18 protein-coding genes and 1 rRNA gene are annotated in these 23,102 nt (G+C 45.8%); 16 read left to right on the top strand and 3 right to left on the bottom strand.

The window, feature by feature from the left end; genetic code table 11:
- Nucleotides 1-80 precede the first annotated feature (80 nt).
- Nucleotides 81-196, top strand: a 5S ribosomal RNA gene (gene rrf / locus Q4Q54_RS12005).
- Between the two features lie 310 nt (nt 197-506).
- Nucleotides 507-1,781 (top strand): CinA family nicotinamide mononucleotide deamidase-related protein, encoded by a 1,275-nt coding sequence (locus tag Q4Q54_RS12010; protein WP_311988541.1) that lies wholly within the window; start codon nt 507-509, stop codon nt 1,779-1,781.
- Between the two features lie 123 nt (nt 1,782-1,904).
- Here the strand turns inward: Q4Q54_RS12010 and Q4Q54_RS12015 are convergent, their stop codons facing one another.
- Together Q4Q54_RS12015 and ppc are read right to left on the bottom strand one after the other, a co-directional pair.
- Nucleotides 1,905-2,450 carry a DUF1439 domain-containing protein gene (locus Q4Q54_RS12015; protein WP_261273266.1) on the bottom strand — a complete coding sequence of 182 codons (546 nt, stop codon included), beginning with the start codon at nt 2,448-2,450 and terminating at the stop codon, nt 1,905-1,907.
- Nucleotides 2,450-5,119, bottom strand: a complete 2,670-nt coding sequence (gene ppc, locus Q4Q54_RS12020) for a phosphoenolpyruvate carboxylase (RefSeq protein ID WP_311891933.1) — start codon at nt 5,117-5,119, stop codon at nt 2,450-2,452. Before ppc ends, Q4Q54_RS12015 begins: the two co-directional genes overlap by 1 nt.
- 620 nt (nt 5,120-5,739) lie before the next feature.
- Between ppc and argC the strand changes: the two genes are divergently transcribed.
- From argC to argH, 5 genes are all read left to right on the top strand, one after another.
- Nucleotides 5,740-6,720, top strand: a complete 981-nt coding sequence (argC, locus tag Q4Q54_RS12025) for an N-acetyl-gamma-glutamyl-phosphate reductase (RefSeq protein ID WP_107402874.1) — start codon at nt 5,740-5,742, stop codon at nt 6,718-6,720.
- A gap of 31 nt (nt 6,721-6,751) precedes the next feature.
- Nucleotides 6,752-7,534, top strand: a complete 783-nt coding sequence (gene argB / locus Q4Q54_RS12030; protein ID WP_106649098.1) for an acetylglutamate kinase — start codon at nt 6,752-6,754, stop codon at nt 7,532-7,534.
- Between the two features lie 12 nt (nt 7,535-7,546).
- Nucleotides 7,547-8,452: an ornithine carbamoyltransferase gene (locus Q4Q54_RS12035; protein ID WP_311988542.1), complete on the top strand. Its 906-nt coding sequence runs from the start codon at nt 7,547-7,549 to the stop codon at nt 8,450-8,452.
- A 60-nt stretch (nt 8,453-8,512) separates the two neighbouring features.
- Complete coding sequence (locus Q4Q54_RS12040; protein ID WP_311988543.1) at nt 8,513-9,751, top strand: argininosuccinate synthase; 1,239 nt, start codon at nt 8,513-8,515, stop codon at nt 9,749-9,751.
- Nucleotides 9,752-9,860: 109 nt separating this feature from the next.
- Entirely contained in the window at nt 9,861-11,228 is a 1,368-nt protein-coding gene (gene argH, locus Q4Q54_RS12045) for an argininosuccinate lyase (RefSeq protein ID WP_311988544.1), read from the top strand.
- A gap of 100 nt (nt 11,229-11,328) precedes the next feature.
- Here the strand turns inward: argH and Q4Q54_RS12050 are convergent, their stop codons facing one another.
- Entirely contained in the window at nt 11,329-13,863 is a 2,535-nt protein-coding gene (locus tag Q4Q54_RS12050; protein WP_311988545.1) for a PBP1A family penicillin-binding protein, read from the bottom strand.
- A 188-nt stretch (nt 13,864-14,051) separates the two neighbouring features.
- On the opposite strand from Q4Q54_RS12050, the gene Q4Q54_RS12055 reads away from it, so the two are divergent.
- The 9 genes from Q4Q54_RS12055 to Q4Q54_RS12095 all read left to right on the top strand — a co-directional run bounded on the left by Q4Q54_RS12055 (nt 14,052) and on the right by Q4Q54_RS12095 (nt 23,084).
- Nucleotides 14,052-15,131 (top strand): pilus assembly protein PilM, encoded by a 1,080-nt coding sequence (locus tag Q4Q54_RS12055; RefSeq protein WP_106651741.1) that lies wholly within the window; start codon nt 14,052-14,054, stop codon nt 15,129-15,131.
- A complete protein-coding gene (locus Q4Q54_RS12060) occupies nt 15,119-15,703 on the top strand; it encodes a PilN domain-containing protein (RefSeq protein WP_106649103.1) in 585 nt (194 codons plus the stop codon). Before Q4Q54_RS12055 ends, Q4Q54_RS12060 begins: the two co-directional genes overlap by 13 nt.
- A complete protein-coding gene (locus tag Q4Q54_RS12065) occupies nt 15,700-16,323 on the top strand; it encodes a type 4a pilus biogenesis protein PilO (RefSeq protein WP_311988546.1) in 624 nt (207 codons plus the stop codon). Before Q4Q54_RS12060 ends, Q4Q54_RS12065 begins: the two co-directional genes overlap by 4 nt.
- The gene (locus Q4Q54_RS12070; protein ID WP_106649105.1) at nt 16,323-16,838 is read left to right on the top strand and encodes a pilus assembly protein PilP; all 516 of its coding nucleotides are present in this window, start codon (nt 16,323-16,325) and stop codon (nt 16,836-16,838) included. Before Q4Q54_RS12065 ends, Q4Q54_RS12070 begins: the two co-directional genes overlap by 1 nt.
- A gap of 21 nt (nt 16,839-16,859) precedes the next feature.
- A complete protein-coding gene (locus tag Q4Q54_RS12075) occupies nt 16,860-18,911 on the top strand; it encodes a type IV pilus secretin PilQ family protein (RefSeq protein WP_311988547.1) in 2,052 nt (683 codons plus the stop codon).
- A gap of 216 nt (nt 18,912-19,127) precedes the next feature.
- Nucleotides 19,128-19,643, top strand: coding sequence for a shikimate kinase AroK (gene aroK / locus Q4Q54_RS12080; protein ID WP_006083542.1), 516 nt, complete (start codon nt 19,128-19,130; stop codon nt 19,641-19,643).
- Nucleotides 19,644-19,652: 9 nt separating this feature from the next.
- Nucleotides 19,653-20,729 (top strand): 3-dehydroquinate synthase, encoded by a 1,077-nt coding sequence (gene aroB / locus Q4Q54_RS12085; protein ID WP_311988548.1) that lies wholly within the window; start codon nt 19,653-19,655, stop codon nt 20,727-20,729.
- Between the two features lie 18 nt (nt 20,730-20,747).
- Complete coding sequence (locus Q4Q54_RS12090; RefSeq protein ID WP_311988549.1) at nt 20,748-22,196, top strand: AAA family ATPase; 1,449 nt, start codon at nt 20,748-20,750, stop codon at nt 22,194-22,196.
- 48 nt (nt 22,197-22,244) lie between these two features.
- Nucleotides 22,245-23,084, top strand: coding sequence for a Dam family site-specific DNA-(adenine-N6)-methyltransferase (locus Q4Q54_RS12095; RefSeq protein ID WP_220776799.1), 840 nt, complete (start codon nt 22,245-22,247; stop codon nt 23,082-23,084).
- The last annotated feature ends 18 nt before the right edge of the window (nt 23,085-23,102 follow it).

Consider the following 23,102-nt stretch of genomic DNA (forward strand, 5'->3'; position numbering starts at 1 on the left):
CTAACTCAAACAAAGAAAATCAGCTTTCCGAATTATTATTAACGTGTTTCAGCGATGGACACGGTAATAAACAGAATTTGCTTGGTGACAATAGCCTTGTGGAACCACCTGATCCCATCCCGAACTCAGAAGTGAAACGCAAACGCGCCGATGGTAGTGTGGGGTCTCCCCATGTGAGAGTAGGTCATCGCCAAGCGCCTAATTATCTCATTGAGATGTAACGAAGCCAGCTGAATAAGCTGGCTTTTTTGCATCTGAAATTTGTGAAATCAGCCTAGTTTGATTTCAATTTATAAATTTCTCTCCTATTTTTTTTCCAAAACTCCCTCTTTCACGCTCCACGACATTAATAATCCATGCCGTTTGGATTTTATTTCAGCCGTTATTCTGACAATGCTCCGATTTCGCTACAGTGATCTGAGTTCTAGATCGATCCTCGCTATTGCTATTAGTTAAGCGGTTACTTACCTTATGTTTTAATTTGTTGGGGTATATAAGGATCTGAGATGAAGTTAGAGATGATTTGTACTGGAGAAGAGGTGCTGGCGGGGCAGATTGTTGATACCAACGCCGCTTGGTTTGCCAGTACTATGATGGAGCATGGTGTCGAGATCCAGCGTCGAGTGACTGTCGGCGATCGCCTCGAGGATCTGATTGCGGTGTTCCAAGAACGTAGCTTACATGCTGATGTTATTCTCGTTAATGGTGGCCTCGGGCCGACGAGTGATGATATGTCTGCTTTAGCGATGGCGAAGGCGAAGGGCGAACCTCTGGTCGAGAATGCGCAGTGGCGTGAGCGTTTAGAAGACTGGTTTACCCGCAATAACCGTGAAATGCCCTTAAGTAATCTGAAGCAAGCCATGCTGCCAGCCTCGGCTGTGATGGTTGATAACCCAGTGGGAACCGCTTGTGGTTTTAGAGTTAAGCTTAACCGCGCTTGGTTATTCTTTACACCGGGTGTGCCTTTTGAGCTGAAGCACATGGTTACAGAGCAGTTTGTGCCTTTTATCCGCGATGAGTTTAACCTTGATGCTAAGGTTGCCTTAAAGAAACTATTGACCATAGGCCAAGGCGAGTCGGCGTTGGCAGATAAGTTAGAACCGCTAGAGCTGCCAGAAGGCATTACCATTGGTTACCGCTCTTCTATGCCGCATATTGAGATTAAGATTTTTGCCCGTGGCGAGAAGGCGATTGCGGTATTACCTCGGGTCGCTGGGCACATCAAAATGGTGCTGGGTACTGCGGTTGTTGCGGAAGATAAAGCCACTCTTGCCGAAGAAATTCATTATAAGTTACTTAACTCTGGCTTGACCTTAAGTGTTGCCGAGTCCTGCACTGGCGGCATGATCACCAGTCAGTTGGTTGATTTCCCTGGTAGTTCATCTTACTTGCAGCACGGATTAGTGACTTACAGTAATGAATCTAAAGTGCGCGTTTTAGGCGTCAATCCTTCTACCTTAGATGATCATGGCGCAGTCTCGATTGCGACTGTGGAAGAAATGGCAAAGGGGGCAAGGCAAATATTGGACAGTGATTATGCGCTGGCAACCAGTGGTATTGCGGGACCCGATGGTGGCACAGATGAGAAACCTGTTGGGACTGTGGCGATCGCTTTAGCAACTCGCGGCGGTGTTTATAGTCAGATGATTAAACTACCGAGACGTTCACGGGATCTGGTACGCAGTTTAAGTGCTGCTGTAGCTTACGATATGCTAAGACGTGAGCTTTTAGCTGAAGCTGTGATCGTCGATTATCAGTCGATTGCTCGATTCAGTAAGTAACTTTTTATACAAGCTTGAAGATTATACAAGCTTGAAGATTTATTGGTTTACGGCTGTTTAAACGTATTAACAAAAATGCTCCCGAGGGAGCATTTTTTATGGAGTGTGATCCCGAAAAATCAGTTATTTAGTGAACTTAAGCACTAATTTGCCAGGGGCAACTTGAATGCTTTCGGTCATTTTTGCCATCAGTGCTTGGTTACTGTCCTTAGTATCCAGCACATATACAGGCTGGTTTTCTAAGAATTGTCTTAGATAGCCCATTACCTGCGGCGTGGCACTGCTGATGGCTTTTTCAATATCTTTTGGTGTTGACTCCACTTTGACTAATTCGAGCTGGCGCAGATAGACACTGTGCGTTGCGCTGTCATACCAAGGCTTGGCTTCGAAAGTCGTAGTGAGTTTTGCACTCAATGGAAAGATTGGATTCTTAATTGATACTTGCGTTGCGGCACTTACGCTCATAGTGTCAGGTTTTGCACCTAGTCTGACATTGATGTCGTTAATGCGCACTTCTGCGCCAACTAATTGATTGCCTTGTTTTATCTCAAAATGGATCTCTTTACTGAGGTACTGCTCCATTTCGTGCTCGCTGATACTGTACTGCGAGACGCAGCCGCCAAGCAGTACAGTGATCCCTAAGCAAATCGTGCGGGAAAGTTTTTTCATTAACCAGTGTTTCTCATTCCCGCTGCCACACCTGCAATAGTCAGCATTAGCGCTAGCTGCACATGTTCAGACGCGGGAGTTTCGGTTGTTTCCTTACGTGTCCGCGCTAATAGCTCGGTTTGTAAGAAGTTTAATGGGTCGATATACGGATTTCGCAGTTTTACTGACTCGCGATTCCACGGCGTATGCGCCATTAAGCTATCTGATTTTGTCAGTTCAAGCACGACTTTAATGCCCAGATCTAAGCGTTGGCGCAAGGTTTCACCTAAGTGATGCAAGTCTTTCGGTACTAAGCAGGTTTCGTAGTAACGGGCCAAATTAGGTTCTGCTTTGGCGTAGACCATTTCTAGCATTGAAATGCGTGTGCTAAAGAAGGGCCATTCCCGTTCCATGTCTTGCAGTAAGCCCATTTCACCGCGTTCACTGGCGGCCTGAAGTGCTTCGCCGGCGCCGAGCCATGCCGGTAACATCAAACGGTTTTGAGACCAAGCAAAGATCCACGGAATTGCCCGTAGGCTTTCAATCCCACCATCGACACGACGTTTGGCTGGGCGGCTGCCGAGTGGCAGTTTTCCTAATTCCACCTCTGGCGTTGCCGCGCGGAAATAAGCCACAAAATCAGGTTCATCACGCACTATGCCACGGTAAGCACCCACGGATTCTTCAGCGATACGTTGCATGCAATCGCGCCATTCTTGTTTAGGCTCTGGCGGTGGTAGCAGGGTTGCTTCCAATACGGCAGAGGTATACAAGGCCAAGCTTTGAACCGCGAGTTTTGGCAAGCCAAACTTGAAGCGGATCATTTCGCCCTGTTCTGTCACACGAATACGGCCATCTACCGAACCCGGAGGTTGGGATAGAATCGCTTTGTGTGCAGGACCGCCGCCGCGACCAATGCTGCCGCCACGGCCATGGAATAGTGTGAGCTTGACGCCCGCTTGTTTACAGACAGCCACTAACTGCTCTTGAGCGTGATACTGAGCCCAAGCCGCCGCCATAACACCGGCATCTTTAGCTGAGTCAGAGTAGCCAATCATGACCTCTTGCATGCCTTTGGTATAGCCACGATACCAGTCGATATCGAGCAAATCGGTAATACAGGCCGCGGCGTTGTTTAAGTCGCTTAAGGTTTCAAACAGTGGTACCACGCGCATTGGATGCGAACAGCCCGTTTCTTTGAGTAACAGTAAAACCGTTAAGACATCCGATGGTTTACCTGCCATCGAAATCACATAGGATCCAAGCGCTTTAGCTGGATGTTTAGCAATTAAACGACAGGTATTAAGAACTTCGGCCACATCGGCTGACGGCTGCCAGTTGCTTGGGATTAGTGGCCGACGGTTACTGAGTTCGCGTAATAGGAAGGCTTGTTTCTCGGTTTCATCCCAATGGTTAAAATCCCCCATGCCGAGATAACGAGTTAATTCGGCGAGCACATCGCTGTGACGGCTGGCATCTTGGCGAATATCGAGTCTGAGCATGTGAATGCCAAAACAGGCGAGACGACGGAGAATATCGAGCAATAATCCGTTGGCGATTAAGCGCATACCGCAGTCGGTTAAACTCTTATAGAGCATTTCTAACGGCGTTTTGAGATCGCTCTCTTGCCAAATCAGGCTCGACTTATCGACTTCAGGATTGTGGCCTTCGATGCGCGCATTTAAATAATCTATGGTATCGCGCAGTCTTTGGCGAAGTGAGCGCAGCACATGGCGGTATGGCTCGCAGCTGTTGTTGGTGTAAGCCTTTAACTCATCATTGGCTTCTTCCATCGACAGCTCGCCAACCAGTAGGACTATGTCTTTTAAGAATAATCTGGCGGCGGCATGGCGGTTGCGATCGAGCACCTCTTGGGTGACTTTCGCGGTAACAAAGGGGTTGCCGTCGCGATCGCCGCCCATCCAGCTTGAAAAACGCACTGGCGCGATATCAATCGGTAATTGCTGACCCGTGCGTTGTTGCACTTGGTCGTTAAGCTGTCTTAAGAAGTCCGGCACCGCATGCCAAAGTGACTCTTCAATGGTCGATAATCCCCAGCGGGCTTCATCAACAGGTGTTGGGCGCTCACGGCGGATTTCATTGGTGTGCCAAATTTGTGCGATCAATTGGCGCAGGCGCAGACTGATTTGCTGACGTTCTCTATCCGATAATTGATCGTTTTCTTGCTCAGTTAAGCAGTCGACAATGGCGGCATACTTTTGGATCAGGGTGCGACGGGAAATTTCAGTGGGATGCGCTGTCAGCACTAGATCGATATCCAGTGTCTTAAGGCAGTCGAGCATTTTCGTTTGGTCTACACGGCCATTTAACATGCGGCCTAGCAGCTGTTCCACGGGATCTGGTACGCAGACGAGTTCGTCACAATTGCGGCTAATGGTATGAAACTGTTCAGATAAATTAGCTAAGTTGAGGAACTGGTTAAATGCCTTTGCAAACGGAACTAATTCTTCGTCTGGCAGGGCGGTAAGTAACTCGAGCATTTGCTCTCTAGCGGCTTGATCGCCCCGGCGTGAATCTTTAGCAAGTTTACGGATCTGTTCAACCTTCTCGAGAAAAGAGTCCCCGAGGTGGGTGCGCATAGTGTCACCGAGGATTTGTCCTAACATACTCACGTTCGATCTTAATGACGCATACATATCGGTCATATTGTCTGCCTTGGTTACAACCATAGTTACTCCGAATAGAAAAACATGAAAATCCTGCCGTACATTTAGCCCGTTAGCACAATACCTATCACTTGGGTCAATGGTCAACAGCAGAACTTATAACTTATACGACTGGCTTATCTAATATGCAACTAATCGCAATGTTCATTGAGGAATATTCAATATAAATGCGAAGCTACGCAATATTTTGTGATGATTAGCGTAAGTGAATATGAAGTGCATCATTTTAGGCTTTGCAGGCATGTATCTTAGCTGTTAATAAAAAGGACTGATTTTGCATGAATTTGCCACGGATAACTGAGTTATTAACGAGTTAGCTGAATAAGTGACTGGCTGGCCAGATCGGCATTTTAGTAAAAAACATAAAAATAAATTAAAAATATATATTCACATATATTGCATAATTAGATCTTTGTGGTAGTCTAGCCTGCAGTTGAGATGAGTCACCCTCTGTGACCTGTAGAGTAAATATCATGATTCAGAGCATTAACCTGACAGTGAATAAAATAACAACCAATTACGATTTCCTGCGACGATAATCTTGTCATCATAGATATGCGCGGATGCGTGTACGCTATTCATCTATTCTTTAAGTTTGTTTGATTCGGTTAATAAGACAACACATGAAAAATATCGCCATTATTGGTGCCAGTGGTTACACAGGCGCACAACTGACCGCTTTAATCCATGCAGAAGCAGAACTGACGATTCAGGGTTTGTATGTTTCTGAAAACAGTTTAGATAAAGGTAAGCCTTTAGCGGATTTGTACCCTAGCTATAGCCATATCGCATTAACGCTGTCGCCATTGTCCGATGACGCTAAGGCAAAAATCGTTGCCGAAGCCGATGCCGTGGTATTAGCGACTGAGCATTCAGTGAGCTTACATTTAGCCGCTTGGTTTTATAGCCAAGGGTTAGCGGTATTCGATTTAAGTGGTGCTTATCGTTTCAGCGATGTGGCGCAATATCCTAAGTGGTATGGCTTTGAGCATGAATATCCTGAAGTTTTAGCCAAAGCCGTATATGGCCTTGCCGAATGGAATGCTAAAGAAATCGCGGCGACTAAGATGATTGCCGTGCCAGGTTGTTACCCGACCGCATCGTTGACAGCGTTAAAACCGCTGGCGAGTTTACTGACATCGGCTTATCCGGTGATCAATGCTGTGAGCGGCGTAACGGGTGCGGGCCGTAAGGCGCAGTTACACACCAGTTTTTGTGAAGTGAGCCTGACACCTTACGGCGTATTAGGCCACAGACATCAACCCGAAATCGCCACTCAGCTTGGTCAAGAAGTGATATTTACCCCGCATCTTGGCAACTTTAAGCGTGGCATTTTAGCGACTATTACCGTGCAGCTAAAACCAGGCACTACGACTGCCGATGTGGCAGCGGCCTATAGCGTATATGACCAGGCGCCATTGGTCACAGTGAAGCATAATCAGTTCCCTAAAGTGGACGATGTGGTGCTGACACCTAACTGCCACTTAGGTTGGAAGTTTGATGAGAATAGCGGTTACTTAGTGGTAGCCAGTGCAATCGATAATTTGATGAAAGGTGCTGCCAGCCAAGCGCTGCAATGCATAAAGATTCATTTTAACCTTTAATTGTTCATCCTTATTTAAGAGAGTCGTCAAGATGTCTACAAACAACTCAGTATTAGTTCTTAAAGTTGGTGGCGCGCTGCTGCAGTGTGAAATGGGGATGGCGCGGTTAATGGATACGGCTGCGGCTATGTTAGCCAATGGTCAGCAAGTGTTGATGGTGCATGGCGGTGGCTGTTTGGTGGATGAACAGTTAGCGGCAAACGGCATGGAAACCGTCAAGTTAGAAGGTTTACGTGTGACTCCGCCTGAGCAAATGCCGATTATTGCCGGCGCACTTGCGGGTACTTCGAACAAGATCCTCCAAGGCGCAGCGACTAAAGCTGGGATTGTGAGTGTGGGCATGAGCCTCGCCGATGGCAATACTGTATCGGCAAAGATTAAAGATGAACGTTTAGGCTTAGTGGGCGAAGTCACTCCAAACGATGGCACTTATCTTAAGTTTATCCTCGCCCAAGGTTGGATGCCGATTTGTAGCTCCATCGCCATGATGGACGATGGCCAAATGCTTAACGTCAATGCTGACCAAGCGGCGACGGCCTTAGCCAAATTAGTGGGCGGCAAGTTAGTGCTGCTGTCGGATGTGTCTGGTGTGCTCGATGGTAAAGGCCAGCTCATTCACAGTTTAAATGGCAAGCAGATAGCAGACCTTGTTAAACAAGGTGTGATCGAAAAGGGAATGAAGGTCAAAGTTGAAGCTGCGCTCGAAGTTGCACAGTGGATGGGGCAGGCGGTTCAAGTTGCCTCGTGGCGTGATGCAAGCCAATTAATCGCATTAGCAAAAGGTGAAGCCGTAGGAACACAAATCCAACCATAAGTGGAGTAGGTTATGAAGCATTTACTATCGATAAAAGAGTTAACCCAGCAGCAGTTACTCGATCTGATTGCCTTGGCAAAAACGATCAAAGCCAATCCGGCTGAGTATCGCCACGCGCTGGATGGCAAGAGTGTGGTGATGTTATTTGAAAAGCCCTCGCTCAGAACACGCGTTAGCTTTGATATTGGTATTAATAAGCTTGGTGGCCACTGTTTATACCTAGACCAACAAAATGGTGCGCTAGGTCAACGGGAATCGGTTGCTGACTTTGCTGCTAACCTGTCTTGCTGGGCCGATGCGATTGTGGCGAGAACCTATTCGCACGACACCATAGAACAATTAGCCGAGTGTGGCACAGTGCCCGTGATTAATGCCTTGTCGGATCTTTATCATCCTTGCCAAGCATTAGCCGACTTTTTAACACTGGCCGAGCAGTTTAAGGATGTCAGCAAAGCCAAATTAGCTTATGTTGGTGATGGTAATAATGTCACTAACTCGCTGATGTACTGTGCGGCTATTCTCGGTGCTACCATGACAGTGATCTGCCCAGCGGGTCACTTTCCTGATGGCTACGTAGTGGCAGAAGTGCAAGAGCTTGCTAAGCGATATGGCGGTAAGCTGGTACTGACTTCAGATATCGATGCGATTGAAGGTCACGACGCTATTTATACCGATACTTGGATTTCAATGGGCGATCCAACACCGCTGGCGGATATCAAAGCGAAGTTTGCACCATACCAAGTAAACAAAGCCTTGATGGCGAAAGCGGGCGCTAACTTCTTTATGCATTGTTTGCCCGCCCACCGTGGTGTAGAAGTAACAGATGAAGTGATGGACGGTGCAGGCTCCTTAATTCTGCAACAAGCCGAAAATCGGATGCATGCCCAAAATGCGGTACTGGTAACCTTATTTAGTTAAATTAACCCTGTTTAGCAGCCTGTTTTCTCCTAGGTGAGAAACGAGTCATAGGAATTTAAGATGTCTAACGAGATAAAAAATACTGGCGTGAAAAAAGTGGTTTTAGCCTATTCAGGTGGTCTAGATACCTCGGCCATTATTCCTTGGTTAAAAGAAAACTACGATAACTGCGAAATCATCGCATTCTGCGCCGACGTTGGCCAAGGCGAAGAAGAGCTGGTTGGCTTGACTGAAAAAGCCTTAGCTTCGGGTGCGTCTGAGTGTCATATCGTCGACCTGAAAGAAGAATTCGTTAAAGAATATATCTACCCAACGATTGCGAGCGGTGCGATTTACGAAGGCACTTATTTACTCGGTACGTCAATGGCGCGTCCTATCATTGCCAAAGCGCAGGTTGAAGTGGCCCGTAAAGTGGGCGCCGATGCTTTATGCCACGGTTGTACCGGTAAAGGGAACGATCAAGTACGTTTCGAAGGTTGTTTCGCTGCATTAGCGCCTGATTTAAAAGTGATTGCACCATGGCGTGAATGGACCATGCAGAGCCGTGAAGATCTACTGGCCTATTTAGCCGAACGTGACATTAAGACGTCAGCGTCAGCGACTAAAATCTATAGCCGTGATGCCAATGCTTTCCATATTTCCCATGAAGGTGGTGAGTTAGAAGATCCATGGAACGAGCCAAGCAAAGGCGTGTGGACTCTGACAGCCGATCCTGAAGATGCACCGAACAAGCCTGAATATGTGTCGCTAGAAGTAGAACATGGCCGTATCACTAAAGTGAATGGTGAAGCCCTAACGCCTTATGCTGCGCTGATGACATTAAACGCGATTGCTGCGCCACACGGTGTGGGTCGTATCGACATCACAGAAAACCGTTTAGTCGGCATGAAGTCTCGTGGCTGTTACGAAACACCCGGCGGCACTGTGATGTTCGCTGCGCTGCGTGCGATTGAAGAACTTGTACTCGACAAAACCAGCCGTAACTGGCGTGAGCAAGTTGCCGCACAAATGGCGCATTTAGTGTATGACGGTCGTTGGTTCACGCCACTTTGTAAGTCACTGCTGGCAGCATCTGAGTCATTGGCTGAGTCAGTTAACGGTGAAGTCGTGGTTAAACTCTACAAAGGCCAAGCAACGGCAGTGAAGAAACGTTCACCTAATAGCTTGTACTCTGAAGCGTTTGCCACCTTTGGTGAAGATCAAGTGTACGATCAAAAACATGCAGAAGGCTTTATCCGCCTGTACTCATTAGCGAGCCGCATCCGCGCACTCAACGCTAATGACGTTAAGTCTAAGTAATAGGTCGTTTAAAAGGGCGCCTAGCGCCCTTTTTTGTTTCTAGGTTTTGATCAAGTTTTTTGATTCAGATGAGTCGATTTCAAATCAGCAGTGAGTAAGGGGAGTTAGCATGGCTTTATGGGGTGGAAGATTTCAGGGCGAAACGAGCGCGCTATTCAAATTATTCAACGATTCTCTACCCGTGGATTATCGCCTGTTCGAACAGGATGTGGTCGGCTCTATCGCTTGGGCTGATGCGATTGCTAGCGTGGGTATTATCACGGCCACTGAATGCAGCGACTTGAAAAAAGCACTCAATGATTTGCTGGTGGAAGTGAATGGCGATCCAGCGATTATTCTTGCGTCGGGCGCTGAAGATATTCACAGTTTCGTTGAGTCGGCCTTGATTGCCAAAGTGGGCGATCTCGGTAAGAAATTGCACACCGGTCGGAGCCGTAACGATCAAGTCGCCACCGATTTAAAGCTTTGGTGTCAATCCGAAGGGGCTATATTACTGGCGCGCCTTCAAAGTTTACATGCTGAATTGCTGGCGTTGGCTGAACGTGAGTTTGATGCGGTAATGCCTGGTTACACTCACTTACAACGTGCACAACCTGTGACATTTGGTCACTGGTGTTTAGCTTATGTGGAAATGACTGAGCGGGATATCAGCCGTTTAGCCGATGCGTTAACCCGCGCTAACACCTGTCCATTAGGTTCGGGTGCCCTTGCTGGCACAGCCTATAAAATGGATCGACATGCACTGGCTGCCGCGCTGAATTTTGCCTCGCCGACACTCAATAGTTTAGACAGTGTGTCAGACAGAGATCACGTAGTAGAGCTTTGTTCTACAGCATCGATCAGCATGATGCATTTAAGCCGTATGGCCGAAGATTTGATTTTCTTTAACTCGGGCGAAGCCAACTTTATCTCTCTGAGTGATGAAGTGACCTCGGGTTCATCTCTGATGCCACAGAAAAAAAATCCTGATGCATTAGAGCTTATCCGTGGTAAAACGGGCCGGGTTTATGGCAGTTTAGTGGGCATTCTCACCACCATGAAAGCGCTGCCTTTGGCATACAACAAAGATATGCAGGAAGATAAAGAAGGCCTGTTTGACGTAGTTGATAGCTGGGCAATTTGCCTCGATATGGCGGCGTTAGTGTTATCGGGTCTGAAAGTTAATCGTCCTAATGCGCTGTTAGCTGCACAGCAAGGTTATGCCAACTCTACTGAGTTAGCTGATTATCTAGTTTCTAAGGGTATGCCTTTCCGTGAGGCGCACCACGTTGTGGGTGAAGTAGTTGTTGCCGCTATAGCGAAGCAAATTCCGCTGGAGGAATTCTCCTTGGCCGAATTAAAAACCTTTGCCGCCATCATTGAGGATGACGTTTATCCCAACCTCACCATTGAAGCCTGTTTAGCGAAACGCGATGTGCTTGGTGGGACTGCTCTGCCGCAAATTCAGCAGGCGATCGCGGCTAAGAAAGCCCGCTAAGGCAAGTTATTCAAATCAACAAGCCAATAAAAAACGCGACTTTAAGTCGCGTTTTTTATTGGGTCATTATCCGTATGGGCAATGACTTTCTATGAGTCGTTTATTGGAATAGATCGTCAGTTGGCGCATCGATGAAGATGTTGTTCTCATCCTGAGTTTCGCTGATGTATTCCTTCGGCTCAGTGCCCGAGATGAAGTATTCGAACGCACTGGTATAGTCGGTTTTACGCGTGAGTTTACCCGTTGCTAAATCGATCCGTACCGAGACAATGCCTTCTGGTGGAATCGATGTGGTTTCAGGTGTGCCTTGTAAGACACTGTTCATAAACTCGTTCCAACCCGGACCTGCCGTTTTCGCGCCGGCCTCGGCGCCGGTTATCTGATCTTTCTCTGCGCTGGCATTCCATGCAGTTCTGCCCAGTTGTCGACCGTGATCGTCGAAGCCGACCCAGAACGTACTGGTGAGCACAGGGCTAAATCCACTGAACCACGTATCGCGAGATTCGTTGGTTGTCCCTGTTTTACCTGCAATATCATGGCGTTTAATTAATCTTGCAGCACGCCAAGCCGTACCTTGCCAGCCAGTACCGTGACTCCAATCACCGCCACCCCAGATCACGCTCTTTAACGCTTCGGTGATGAGGAATGCCGTTTGCTCTGAAATGATCTGTGGTGCAAAGCGACCCGTTTGCTCGAAACACTGGGCAACAGGTGCACTCGGTTCAGCACTAGAGTCTCCACTAACACTGAACGCCATAGGATCGCTCGGTGTAACTGGTTGGCTAAGACTTTGGCTAGGCTTACAGGCCAATGTTGGATTCGCTTTCTCAATCACATTACCGTAGGCATCTTCGACGCGATCGATGTAGAAAGGTTCGAGTAAGAAACCACCGTTAGCAAACACGTTAAATGCCGTGACCACTTGTAATGGCGTTACTGAAGACGAACCTAATGCAATCGACTCGTTACGCGGTAAGTCATTAGGGTCGAAACCAAATTTAATCAATTCTGCAATGGTCGCATCGAGTCCAACATGGCGCATTGCACGCACAGACATCACGTTGATTGATTGCGCTAAGCCCACACGTAAGCGGGTTGGGCCGCCATAGATATCAGGCGAGTTTTTAGGGCGCCATGCGGTGCCTTGGCTGATATCGGGTTTATTGATCGGTGCATTGTTGATGAGGGTCGCTAAGGTAAAGCCTTTCTCTAATGCGCCAGCATAGATGAAAGGTTTGATATTCGAACCTAATTGGCGTTTTGCTTGAGTGACACGGTTGTACTGGCTTTGGCTAAAGCTATATCCGCCGACTAAAGAACGAATCGCACCATTTTGTGGGTCGAGTGACACAGTCGCGCTGGCAACTTCTGGTACTTGCGATAACTGCAAATATTGGCCGTTATCACGGATCCAAATACGCTCACCAACCTTGAGCATGTCAGAAGCTGACTTAGGTACACTGCCTTGACGTTTATCAGTAATAAATTTACGCGCCCACTTCAAACCATCCCAAGTGATGACTTTAGTCTCGCCCTTGGCGGTCATGACGCTGGCTTGTTGATCTGCAACGCTGATGACGGCTGCGGGTTGCAGTTCTTGAATCGAAGCCACCTTGGCGAGTTCAGCTTTGATTTGGGCTTGATCTGGTTTTTCGTCTGTCCACAGTACGGCGGCAGGACCACGGTAGCCATGACGCTCATCATAGGCATAAACATTATTACGTAATGCTTGCTGAGCTTTCAGTTGTATATCCGATGAAATGGTCGTGTAGACGTTGTAGCCATTGGTATAGGCTTCTTCTTCGCCGTACTTTTGTACCATATAATCCCGTGCCATTTCAGAAATATACGGGGCATAGAGATCAATTTCGGCGCCGTGGTATTTAGCGATTAACGGTTCTTGTAGTGCGGCTTGGTACTCAGCTTGGCTGATGTAACCCACTTCATTCATCCGCATGAGGACGACATTACGGCGAGCGACGGCACGAGAAGGTGAGGTCACAGGGTTGAGTGTCGAAGGCGCTTTGGGTAAGCCTGCGATCATACTCATTTCTGAGAGTGTAAGGTCTTTAACATCTTTACCGAAATAAACTTGTGCAGCGGCACCAACACCATAGGCGCGTTGGCCTAAGTAAATGCGGTTTACATAGAGTTCTAAGATCTCATCTTTGGTAAGTAATTCTTCAATGTGATAGGAGATAAAGATCTCCTTCACTTTACGAATAATCGTTTTGTCGCGGGTTAAGAAGAAGTTACGTGCGACCTGCATGGTAATGGTACTCGCACCTTGCTTCTTCTCTCCTGTGGTTAGCATGACTAATGCTGCGCGAAGTACGCCAACAGGATCAATACCACCATGTTCGTAAAAACGCGCATCTTCAGTTGCAATAAATGCCTGAAGCAAGGGTTTTGGTACTTCGTCTAGCTTCAATGGAATGCGACGTTTCTCACCAAATTGTGAAATAAGTTTGCCGTCACTGCTGTAAATGCGTAAAGGTGTTTGAAGTTGCACATTTTTTAGTGTTGAAACATCCGGCAAATCCGGCAAAACATAAAAGTATGCTGCCACAATGGCGCCTACTCCCAAAAGGGCTAGACTGAATAGTGCTATAACAATACGTTTTAACCACTTCACCAAAATTTATCCTAATGTTCCGTTAAGTGCGACAGTATATAAGGCGTACACCTCTTGGTGAAGTAAAAACGTGAGAAGCCTAAAATAGCATTTGTAAAATGACGAAACATTCGATACAAGTAAGTATAACAAGTTGATTTTGTGCTAATCTCTTTTACTGAAATATAAATAAAAAAGTGACAATGGATATGCTTTCAAATTTATGGAAGCGTCAGGCTCCGCAGATGGTCGGAATCGATATCGGTTCCCATGAAGTTAAGGCCATTTTGTTGAGTAAGACTGCTGATGGATACAAGATAGTGAGTCATGCGGCGGTACCTATTAAAAAAGGGGCCGTTAACGATCATGATATTCGTGATGCTGATGCCGTTGTCGAATGCCTTAGGCAAATAAAACGTAATTTACCTAAATCGGTTAAATATGCTGCGGTTTGTGTTTCAGGCTCTGCAGTCATGACTAAAGTCATTTACATGGACGCCTCGCTGAGCGAGGAGGAAATGGAAGCACAGATCGAAATCGAAGCCGATAACCTTATTCCGTATTCACTCGATGAAGTCAGCATAGATTTTGAAACCCTCAGTGTAAACAGTACAGATCCTACCAAAGTGGATGTGTTGTTGAGCGCATGCCGCACCGACAATATTGATGTCAGAGTCGATGCGCTCGATAGTGTAGAACTTGAGGCTAAAGTGGTTGATGTAGAAGGTTATGCTTTAGGTCGTGCAGCTGAATTAATTCTGGCGCAGCTACCCGAAGGAGCGAAACATAAGGCCGTTGCTATGGTCGATATTGGCGCCAATATGACGACTTTTTCTGTAGTTGAAGCGGGAGAGACGACTTTTATTCGTGAACAAGCCTTCGGAGGTGAGCAATTTACTCAGTCAATATTATCCTTTTATGGCATGTCTTATGATCAAGCCGAAAAAGCAAAAATTGAAGGCGACCTACCACGAAATTATATGTTTGAAGTCCTATCACCTTTCCAAACTCAGCTATTACAACAAATAAAACGTACGCTGCAAATCTATTGTACTTCGAGTGGAAAAGATAAAGTTGACTACCTCGTATTATGTGGTGGGACCTCTAAATTAGAAGGTATGGCCAATTTACTGACGAATGAATTGGGGGTCCACACTATTATTGCCGATCCTTTTCAAGGGTGCCTGCATGCTGATGAGTCGGTTAAAACTGTACTGCAACCTACAATCAGTAAATATATGGTTGCATGTGGCTTAGCATTGAGGAGTTACGGTCAATGGCGAACATAAACCTACTCCCTTGGCGAGAAGAGGCGAGAGAAAAACAAAAGCGCGATTATATTGGTATTCTAGCTGCGGTATTTTTAGCGTCGGCAATCTTGGTTTATGTGGCTGTATCTCTTTTGGACGTGATGACTGATGAGCAAAAAGCGCGTAATGCCTATTTGCAATCGGAAATTAGCCTGCTAGAAACACAAATTTCTGAGATTAAGAAGATTACCGAGCGTAAGAAGGATATTGAACGCCGCACCGAAATTATTTTGAATTTACAACAATCCCGTAATTTACCGACCCATGTGCTAGATGAGTTAGTGCGAATTGTGCCCCCAGGAATCTACCTTTCTAGCTTAGAGAAAAAGGGCAGCTTGTTACTGATTGAAGGACGCAGTGAATCAAATAATAACGTTGCCAATATGATGCGTAAGGTTAAGACCTCGGAGTGGCTAACCGATCCCAATATGCAGTCGATTGTGACTCAAAATGAAGAATTACGGCAATTACAGCGATTCAGTTTAAGAGTCACGATTAAAGGCGCGAATGTGGGCGAGCCTGAGAAAATGACAAAAGGAGCGAGTAAATGAAACTCGATCTAAGTCAATTTAATGATATCGACTTTGAAAATATTGGTGGTTGGCCTAAACAAGTTAAAAGTTTTTTCGCGATCCTGTTGGCACTGTGTGTTTTTGCAGCGGGTTATTTCTTAGTCGTTTCAGATTCGATTGACTCTTATACCGCAGAGCAAGATAGGGAATTTCAACTCAGAGATGATTTTAAGAATAAGTATCAACTCGCAGCAAATTTAAAACTTTATCGTGAGCAGTTAGCAACGATGGAAGTGCAATTTGCCGAGTTACTGAAGATGCTCCCCTCAGAAAATGAAATGCCAGGCTTGCTAGATGATTTAACCTTTGTCGCCACCGATGCAGGACTTCGAATTAAGAGTTTAGATTGGGAGCCGGAAATTCAGCGGGATTTTTATATTGAATTCCCTATTAAAATGTCTGTTACAGGTGATTATCATCAGCTAGGTAATATGGTAAGTGGCGTAGCAAAACTGCCGCGTATTGTCAGTCTGCATGATTTTACGATTAAGCGCGACGATGCTGGTAACTTGGCCATGGATATTTTAGCTAAGACCTATCGCTTTAAAGAAGGGGCTGAATTACCGCCTGAAAAGCCTGCTAAGAAGGGGAAGAAATAATGAAATTCTTACCTCTATTGGCGTTGAGTCTTTTTTTAATGGGTTGTGTTGGCGATCGCAGTGATTTAGAGCTATTTGTTACTACAACTAAAGCGCAACACGTTGCTCATATTCCACCTTTAAAAGAACCGCCAAAGTTTGAGCACTTTGCCTACCAGGCAGAGTTAATGCGTAGCCCATTTGTACCTCCTTCACGTGAACTAACTGAAGAGGTTGTTGATACCAGCAAAGATTGTTTACAACCAGATTTAAAGCGTCGAAAAGGGCGGTTAGAAACTTATCCTTTAGATAATTTAAAAATGCGCGGCACCTTAAGTGAAGCCGATACGACTTGGGCACTAGTCGAAACAAACGATGGCAGTGTGTATCGGATGGGCGTTGGTGAGTATTTAGGTCTGTTTAATGGACGCATTTCTAAAGTTACTTCACAAAATGTCGAAGTAGTAGAATTAATTCCAGATGGTTCTGGTTGTTGGTCCGAAAGGACAAGCAATTTAGAACTTTCTGGAGAATAACGAGCGAAGGATGAGGGAATAATGAAATCTTCTGCCGCGATAAAAGTCCCGTTAATTTCTTCAGGCTTAATCAAGTCTGTTATAGGGATCGCACTGGTATTTGGAATTTTGCCATCGAGTTTTGCGGCAAATCGATTAATGGATGTTAAATACCATGCTCTGGTTGATCATCAATTGGAGCTAGAATTGGTCTTTGAAGATGCGGTCGCTCCGCCTGCAATAGATTCAAATGCTTCGCCCGCCGAGCTAGTGCTGACCTTCGATAATAGTATCTCGGGTTTATCTAAGGATCGTTTACCTATTAATCAGGTTGGGGTTGCAGATATCACCACTGAGCAGCAAGATACCCAACTAAAAGTCATCTTAGGTATGTCCAAAGTGAAACCTTACCAAGGTTCAGTAATGGGCAATTCATACCGGCTTACGATTAACGATGAAGTGTCAGGGACTCAAGCCCAAGCTGAAAACCCCTTCGTTAATAGCATTAAAAATATCGATTTCCGTCGTAATGATAATGGTGGCGGTGAGTTATTGGTCTATCTAAATAATCGCTCTGTTGCGGCTAATGTCGAGCAAGTGGGCGCTAAGCTTGAAGTGAAGTTGTATAACACAGATATTAATAACGATCTTCTGTATGTTATGGATGTGAAAGACTTCTCCACACCAGTAAAAAGCTTCGAGACATTTAAAGAAGATTTAACAGCGCGTATTGTCGTTGATATTGCGGGTGAATATGATTTCACTTACAAGCAAGAAGATAATCTCTTTAGACTTTCAATGAATAAAGTCGAGAGAGTCGCCGCCAAGAAAGATGTTAAAAAATACAATGGCCGTACCTTGTCGCTTAACTTTCAAAATATCCCTGTACGGACTGTGCTGCAAATCATTGCCGACTATAACAATTTTAACTTAGTCACCAGTGATACTGTGGAAGGCAATATCACTTTAAGATTGGATGATGTGCCTTGGGATCAAGCTTTAGAACTAATTCTTCAAACCAAAGGATTAGATAAGCGTATCGAAGGTAATATCTTAATGGTGGCGCCGAGCGAAGAACTGGCAATTCGTGAAAGCCAAAACCTCAAAAACAAACAAGAGGTTAAAGAGTTAGCACCGCTCTATTCCGAGTATTTACAAATTAACTACGCGAAAGCGGTCGATATTGCAGAGTTATTAAAAAGTACGGATTCAAGCTTACTTTCACCACGCGGTTCAGTCGCGGTCGATGAACGTACTAACACAGTGTTAGTGAAAGATACGGCTGAAACGATTGAGAACATTCACCGTTTAGTCGAAGTGCTCGATATCCCCATCCGCCAAGTGTTGATCGAGTCACGTATGGTGACAGTGAAAGATGATGTCTCCGAAGACTTAGGTATTCGTTGGGGCGTTACAGATCAGCAGGGTAGTAAGGGAACCTCAGGCACATTAGAAGGTGCACAGAGTATTGCCAATGGGATTATTCCTACTCCCGATCAGCGTTTGAACGTTAACTTACCCGCGGCAGCCACTAATCCAGCGAGTATTGCCTTCCATGTCGCTAAATTGGCGGACGGTACCATTCTTGATTTGGAATTAAGTGCGTTAGAGCAAGAAAACAAAGGTGAGATCATCGCTAGCCCTCGTATCACCACCTCTAACCAAAAGGCGGCTTATATTGAGCAAGGTGTCGAGATCCCTTATGTGCAGTCGACTTCGAGTGGTGCAACGTCAGTCACGTTTAAGAAGGCGGTGTTGTCTCTACGGGTTACACCACAAATTACGCCAGATAACCGAGTCATTTTAGATTTAGAAATCACTCAAGATTCTCAGGGTAAAACCGTTGATACTCCAACGGGTCCCGCAGTTGCAATCGATACTCAACGTATCGGCACCCAAGTGCTCGTTAATAACGGCGAAACCATAGTGCTTGGTGGCATTTATCAACAAAATCTGATTAGCCGTGTGAGTAAAGTGCCAATTCTAGGTGACATTCCTCTGGTCGGTTTCCTGTTTAGGAACACAACAGACAAAAATGAGCGTCAAGAGCTACTTATTTTCGTCACCCCCAAAATAGTCGGTGAGAAGATCTAAGCACTTGCTATGTATCGACTAAAGCCAGCAGTGATTGCTGGCTTTATTATTACTGTTATACAATTCTTTGCATAAATAGCGCACATGGCTTGCCATAGTAGACCCTAAGCTGAGATAATCCTCGGTCAAGTCTCATAAGAGCAAGGTAACATATAGGTCGGCTTGATGTTGAGTCGATATAGGCATACTTTTCAATAAGATTCAGACGTACAAGAAATGGCTGAAAAACGTAATATTTTTCTGGTAGGCCCTATGGGCGCAGGTAAAAGCACAATTGGTCGCCATCTGGCGCAAATGCTGCATTTAGAATTCCACGATTCAGATCAAGAGATTGAGCAACGCACAGGCGCTGATATTGCTTGGGTGTTTGACGTCGAAGGTGAAGAAGGCTTCCGTCGTCGTGAAGCTCAGGTTATTGCTGATTTGTCTGAAAAACAAGGTATCGTCCTTGCCACCGGTGGTGGTTCAGTACAAAGCAAAGATATCCGTAATCATCTGTCTGCTCGTGGCATTGTGGTTTATCTGGAAACCACTATCGACAAACAGGTCGCTCGTACTCAAAGAGACAAGCGACGCCCATTATTGCAAGTGGATGATCCTCGAGAAGTGTTGGAGAATCTTGCAGAGATCCGTAATCCATTGTACGAAGAAATTGCCGATGTGATTGTCAAAACCGATGATCAAAGCGCAAAGATTGTCGCCAATCAGATCATTGAGCAATTAGGTTTTTAGGCAGAATTTATGAAGCAAATTCAGGTTGATTTAGGTGTACGTAGTTATCCCATTTACATTGGCCAGAATTTGATGAGTGATGGCGAGACCTTGTCTCGCTACCTGCTTAAAAAACGTATTCTTATCGTCACCAATGAAACTGTCGCGCCTTTGTATCTTAAAAAGATACAAGAGACGATGGCTTCGTTTGGTGAGGTAGAGAGTGTTATCCTCCCCGATGGCGAGCAATTCAAAGATTTAGCACATCTAGATACTATTTTTACTGCATTGCTGCAGCAAAACTATGGTCGAGATTCTGTGCTGGTGGCTTTGGGTGGCGGCGTAATTGGTGATATGACGGGTTTTGCCGCGGCATGTTATCAACGTGGGGTCGATTTTATTCAAATTCCGACAACCCTATTGTCGCAGGTGGATTCTTCCGTCGGCGGTAAAACGGCTGTTAACCATCCTCTTGGTAAAAACATGATTGGGGCCTTTTATCAGCCACAAATCGTGCTTATCGATACTTTATGTTTACATACGCTTCCAGCGCGCGAGTTTGCGGCGGGAATGGCGGAAGTCATCAAGTATGGCATCATGTGGGATGCTGATTTTTTTCAATGGCTTGAAGATAATGTAACGGCACTAAAAACCTTAGATGCCCAAGCATTGGTTTATGCTATCTCCCGTTGCTGTGAGATTAAGGCCGATGTGGTTAGCCAAGACGAAACTGAGCAGGGTGTACGTGCTTTATTGAATCTAGGTCATACCTTTGGTCATGCGATTGAAGCCGAAATGGGCTACGGTAATTGGTTGCATGGTGAAGCCGTGTCAGCTGGCACAGTCCTTGCTGCTCAAACAGCTAAGGCACTGGGGCTTATCGATGAGTCAATAGTTTGTCGTATCATACAGTTACTACAAGCTTTTGATCTTCCAGTGAGTGCGCCGGAATCTATGGATTTCGACAGTTTCATTCAACATATGCGACGCGATAAAAAAGTTTTAGGCGGTCAGATTCGACTGGTGCTCCCAACGGCAATAGGCCGCGCGGATGTGTTTAGTCAAGTCACTGAATCTACCCTTGAACAGGTTATTCGCTGCGCATAAACACTGTGTGGTGGGCGAGTGACGTTTCAAGGTTCTGTCTTGCTTCCTTCTCAGGAAGCCCTCATACAAAGAATGCATCATGTTGCCAGTTATAGCGATCAGCTGCTGGTGCTTTCTGGTGTCAGCGGTTCAGGAAAAACCACCTTAGTGACCGGATTGGCGACCGATTTTGACGAGTCAAATGCAGCATTTGTGATTTGTCCTATGCATGCCGATAACGCTGAAATCCGCCGTAAAATTTTGGTTCAGTTAATTTCATCCCCGATTTTTGACGACGATATTCCCCTCGCCGATACCCTGTTGCGGCTTGCTAGCACGCAAACTAAACCCTTACATATCATTATCGATGATGCGCATTTATTGCCTAAGGCTTTGTGGGCTGAGTGCATTATTCTCAATCAAATTCAGTGTGCGGGTAAGAATATTGCCGTCACACTCACGGTTCCACCGGCATTTTTAGCAGATCTACTTCCACAATTACCGGAGCAGTTACGGCGGCAGATATTGCCTATCAGTATTGAGCCGTTAACCATGCCTGAGCGTGAGGCCTTGTATCAAACGCTACTGAGATACAGCGATCAAAATCCTTTTACCCCAAGGGAAATTGTGCGCAGTCAGCTTGAGAAACAAACCGGTACGCCGCAGGAAGTGGTTAATCTATTAGATAAAGCCTTGCATAGCGCGCCTGAGAAGACATCTTCTTGGATGAAATATAAAGCTGTGATGGTGACTGCTGTGAGTATGTTACTCGCCTTAGGCATTTGGTTTGGCGTTACTCAGCCTTTTTCTGAGGAGCAAGCCTTAGAGGCTGCGACTTATCCTGCGATAGATTCACCCGCCTTCTTGTCCTACGGGCAAAAAGTTTTAGCGCCCTATTTTATGCTGCGCGCTGAGCAACTAAAGCTCGCTGCGGAGACTGCGAAAGTGATTGAAATCGAGACGGCAGAAGCCAAAACTGAACAAGCCGTTGATCCTTTAAGTGAATTCCACGGTGAAGCGCCACATCCTGTGCCTGACGATGCCGCTTTGGTGAGTGTGGGTGAGGTGAGTAGCAAGTCTTTTGGTGAGGATAAACCGCCTGAAGAGACCAAATCACAAGCCAAAGTCGCAGAGATTCAACCTGTAACGGCTGCGACTGCAAAGGTTGAAAAGCCGATAACTAAAGTATTCTTTGATACGCAAAAGCCGCTCAAGGGTTACACAATACAGATTGCCAGTGTTGCTCAATTGGATACCCTGCGTTCGACACTAAAGAGTATCGAGCATGTCGAGGGTGTTCGCGTTGCACGACATAAGCAACGCTGGGTTGTCCTTGTTGGCAACTACAGCAATAGCAAGTCAGCTTCGAATGCCGCCGCACAATTGGTTAAAGAGTATCATCTCGATCAACCTTGGGTTCGCAAATGGGCCGATTTGAAAGATTATCAACTAGAAGAAAGTCTGCCAAATCGTGAAATTTCAGAATAAACAGAGTACAATCATGGCCTTTATTTTTGTCGGCATTCATCAAGTTAAATGATAAAAAAACACAGAGCCTTCCTTAAGTGGGCTGGCGGTAAATTTAAATTGGTGGATGAATTGGCCAGTTATTTACCTACTGGAGACCGTTTGGTCGAGCCATTCGTGGGTGCTGGATCCGTTTTCTTAAATACGGATTATCCTAGCTATCTGCTCTGTGACATTAATCAGGATTTGATCGAGCTATACCAGATTGTGAAGCATCAACCAGAAGCTTACATTGCCGCAGCTAAGGCGTTGTTTGTTGATGAGATGAATCAAAAAGATGCTTACTATAAGGTGCGGACCGACTTTAATAAATGCCGTGACCCTTTCCAGCGTTCCGTGTATTTCCTCTATCTAAACCGTCATGGTTTTAATGGTTTATGTCGTTATAACCGTAAGGGCGGTTTCAATGTGCCTTTTGGTTCCTATAAAAAGCCGTATTTCCCCGAAAAGGAAATCTGGGCCTTTTCTGAAAAAGCGCAACGTGCCGAGTTTAAATGCATAGGCTATGAAAAAGCCTTTGAACAGACGCGCAGCGGCGATGTGGTTTATTGCGATCCACCTTATGCGCCATTGTCGACTACATCCAGTTTTACGACATATGTTGGTGCGGGTTTTAGTCTAGACGATCAAGCACTGCTGGCCCGTCATTCCCGCCATACAGCACTGGAGCGTGGCATTCCGGTATTGATCAGTAATCATGATATTCCATTGACTCGCGAGTTATACCGCGGCGCTCACTTAGCGACAATCCAAGTGCAACGTAACATTAGCCAAAATGGCAGTGGCCGGAACAAGGTGGATGAGTTAATGGCGTTATATGATGAAAACTATGATCCAAAGGAAGATTAGGTTCGACATAGCTTAGGT

Source organism: Shewanella sp. SP2S2-4 (assembly GCF_031932025.1).
Classification (GTDB): domain Bacteria; phylum Pseudomonadota; class Gammaproteobacteria; order Enterobacterales; family Shewanellaceae; genus Shewanella; species Shewanella baltica.

Coding starts and splice junctions, on each gene's coding strand:
- Q4Q54_RS12010 (WP_311988541.1), top strand. CDS start 507: ATGAAGTTAGAGATGATTTGTACTGGAGAAGAGGTGCTGGCGGGGCAG.
- Q4Q54_RS12015 (WP_261273266.1), bottom strand. CDS start 2,450: ATGAAAAAACTTTCCCGCACGATTTGCTTAGGGATCACTGTACTGCTT.
- ppc (WP_311891933.1), bottom strand. CDS start 5,119: ATGGTTGTAACCAAGGCAGACAATATGACCGATATGTATGCGTCATTA.
- argC (WP_107402874.1), top strand. CDS start 5,740: ATGAAAAATATCGCCATTATTGGTGCCAGTGGTTACACAGGCGCACAA.
- argB (WP_106649098.1), top strand. CDS start 6,752: ATGTCTACAAACAACTCAGTATTAGTTCTTAAAGTTGGTGGCGCGCTG.
- Q4Q54_RS12035 (WP_311988542.1), top strand. CDS start 7,547: ATGAAGCATTTACTATCGATAAAAGAGTTAACCCAGCAGCAGTTACTC.
- Q4Q54_RS12040 (WP_311988543.1), top strand. CDS start 8,513: ATGTCTAACGAGATAAAAAATACTGGCGTGAAAAAAGTGGTTTTAGCC.
- argH (WP_311988544.1), top strand. CDS start 9,861: ATGGCTTTATGGGGTGGAAGATTTCAGGGCGAAACGAGCGCGCTATTC.
- Q4Q54_RS12055 (WP_106651741.1), top strand. CDS start 14,052: ATGCTTTCAAATTTATGGAAGCGTCAGGCTCCGCAGATGGTCGGAATC.
- Q4Q54_RS12060 (WP_106649103.1), top strand. CDS start 15,119: ATGGCGAACATAAACCTACTCCCTTGGCGAGAAGAGGCGAGAGAAAAA.
- Q4Q54_RS12065 (WP_311988546.1), top strand. CDS start 15,700: ATGAAACTCGATCTAAGTCAATTTAATGATATCGACTTTGAAAATATT.
- Q4Q54_RS12070 (WP_106649105.1), top strand. CDS start 16,323: ATGAAATTCTTACCTCTATTGGCGTTGAGTCTTTTTTTAATGGGTTGT.
- Q4Q54_RS12075 (WP_311988547.1), top strand. CDS start 16,860: ATGAAATCTTCTGCCGCGATAAAAGTCCCGTTAATTTCTTCAGGCTTA.
- aroK (WP_006083542.1), top strand. CDS start 19,128: ATGGCTGAAAAACGTAATATTTTTCTGGTAGGCCCTATGGGCGCAGGT.
- aroB (WP_311988548.1), top strand. CDS start 19,653: ATGAAGCAAATTCAGGTTGATTTAGGTGTACGTAGTTATCCCATTTAC.
- Q4Q54_RS12095 (WP_220776799.1), top strand. CDS start 22,245: ATGATAAAAAAACACAGAGCCTTCCTTAAGTGGGCTGGCGGTAAATTT.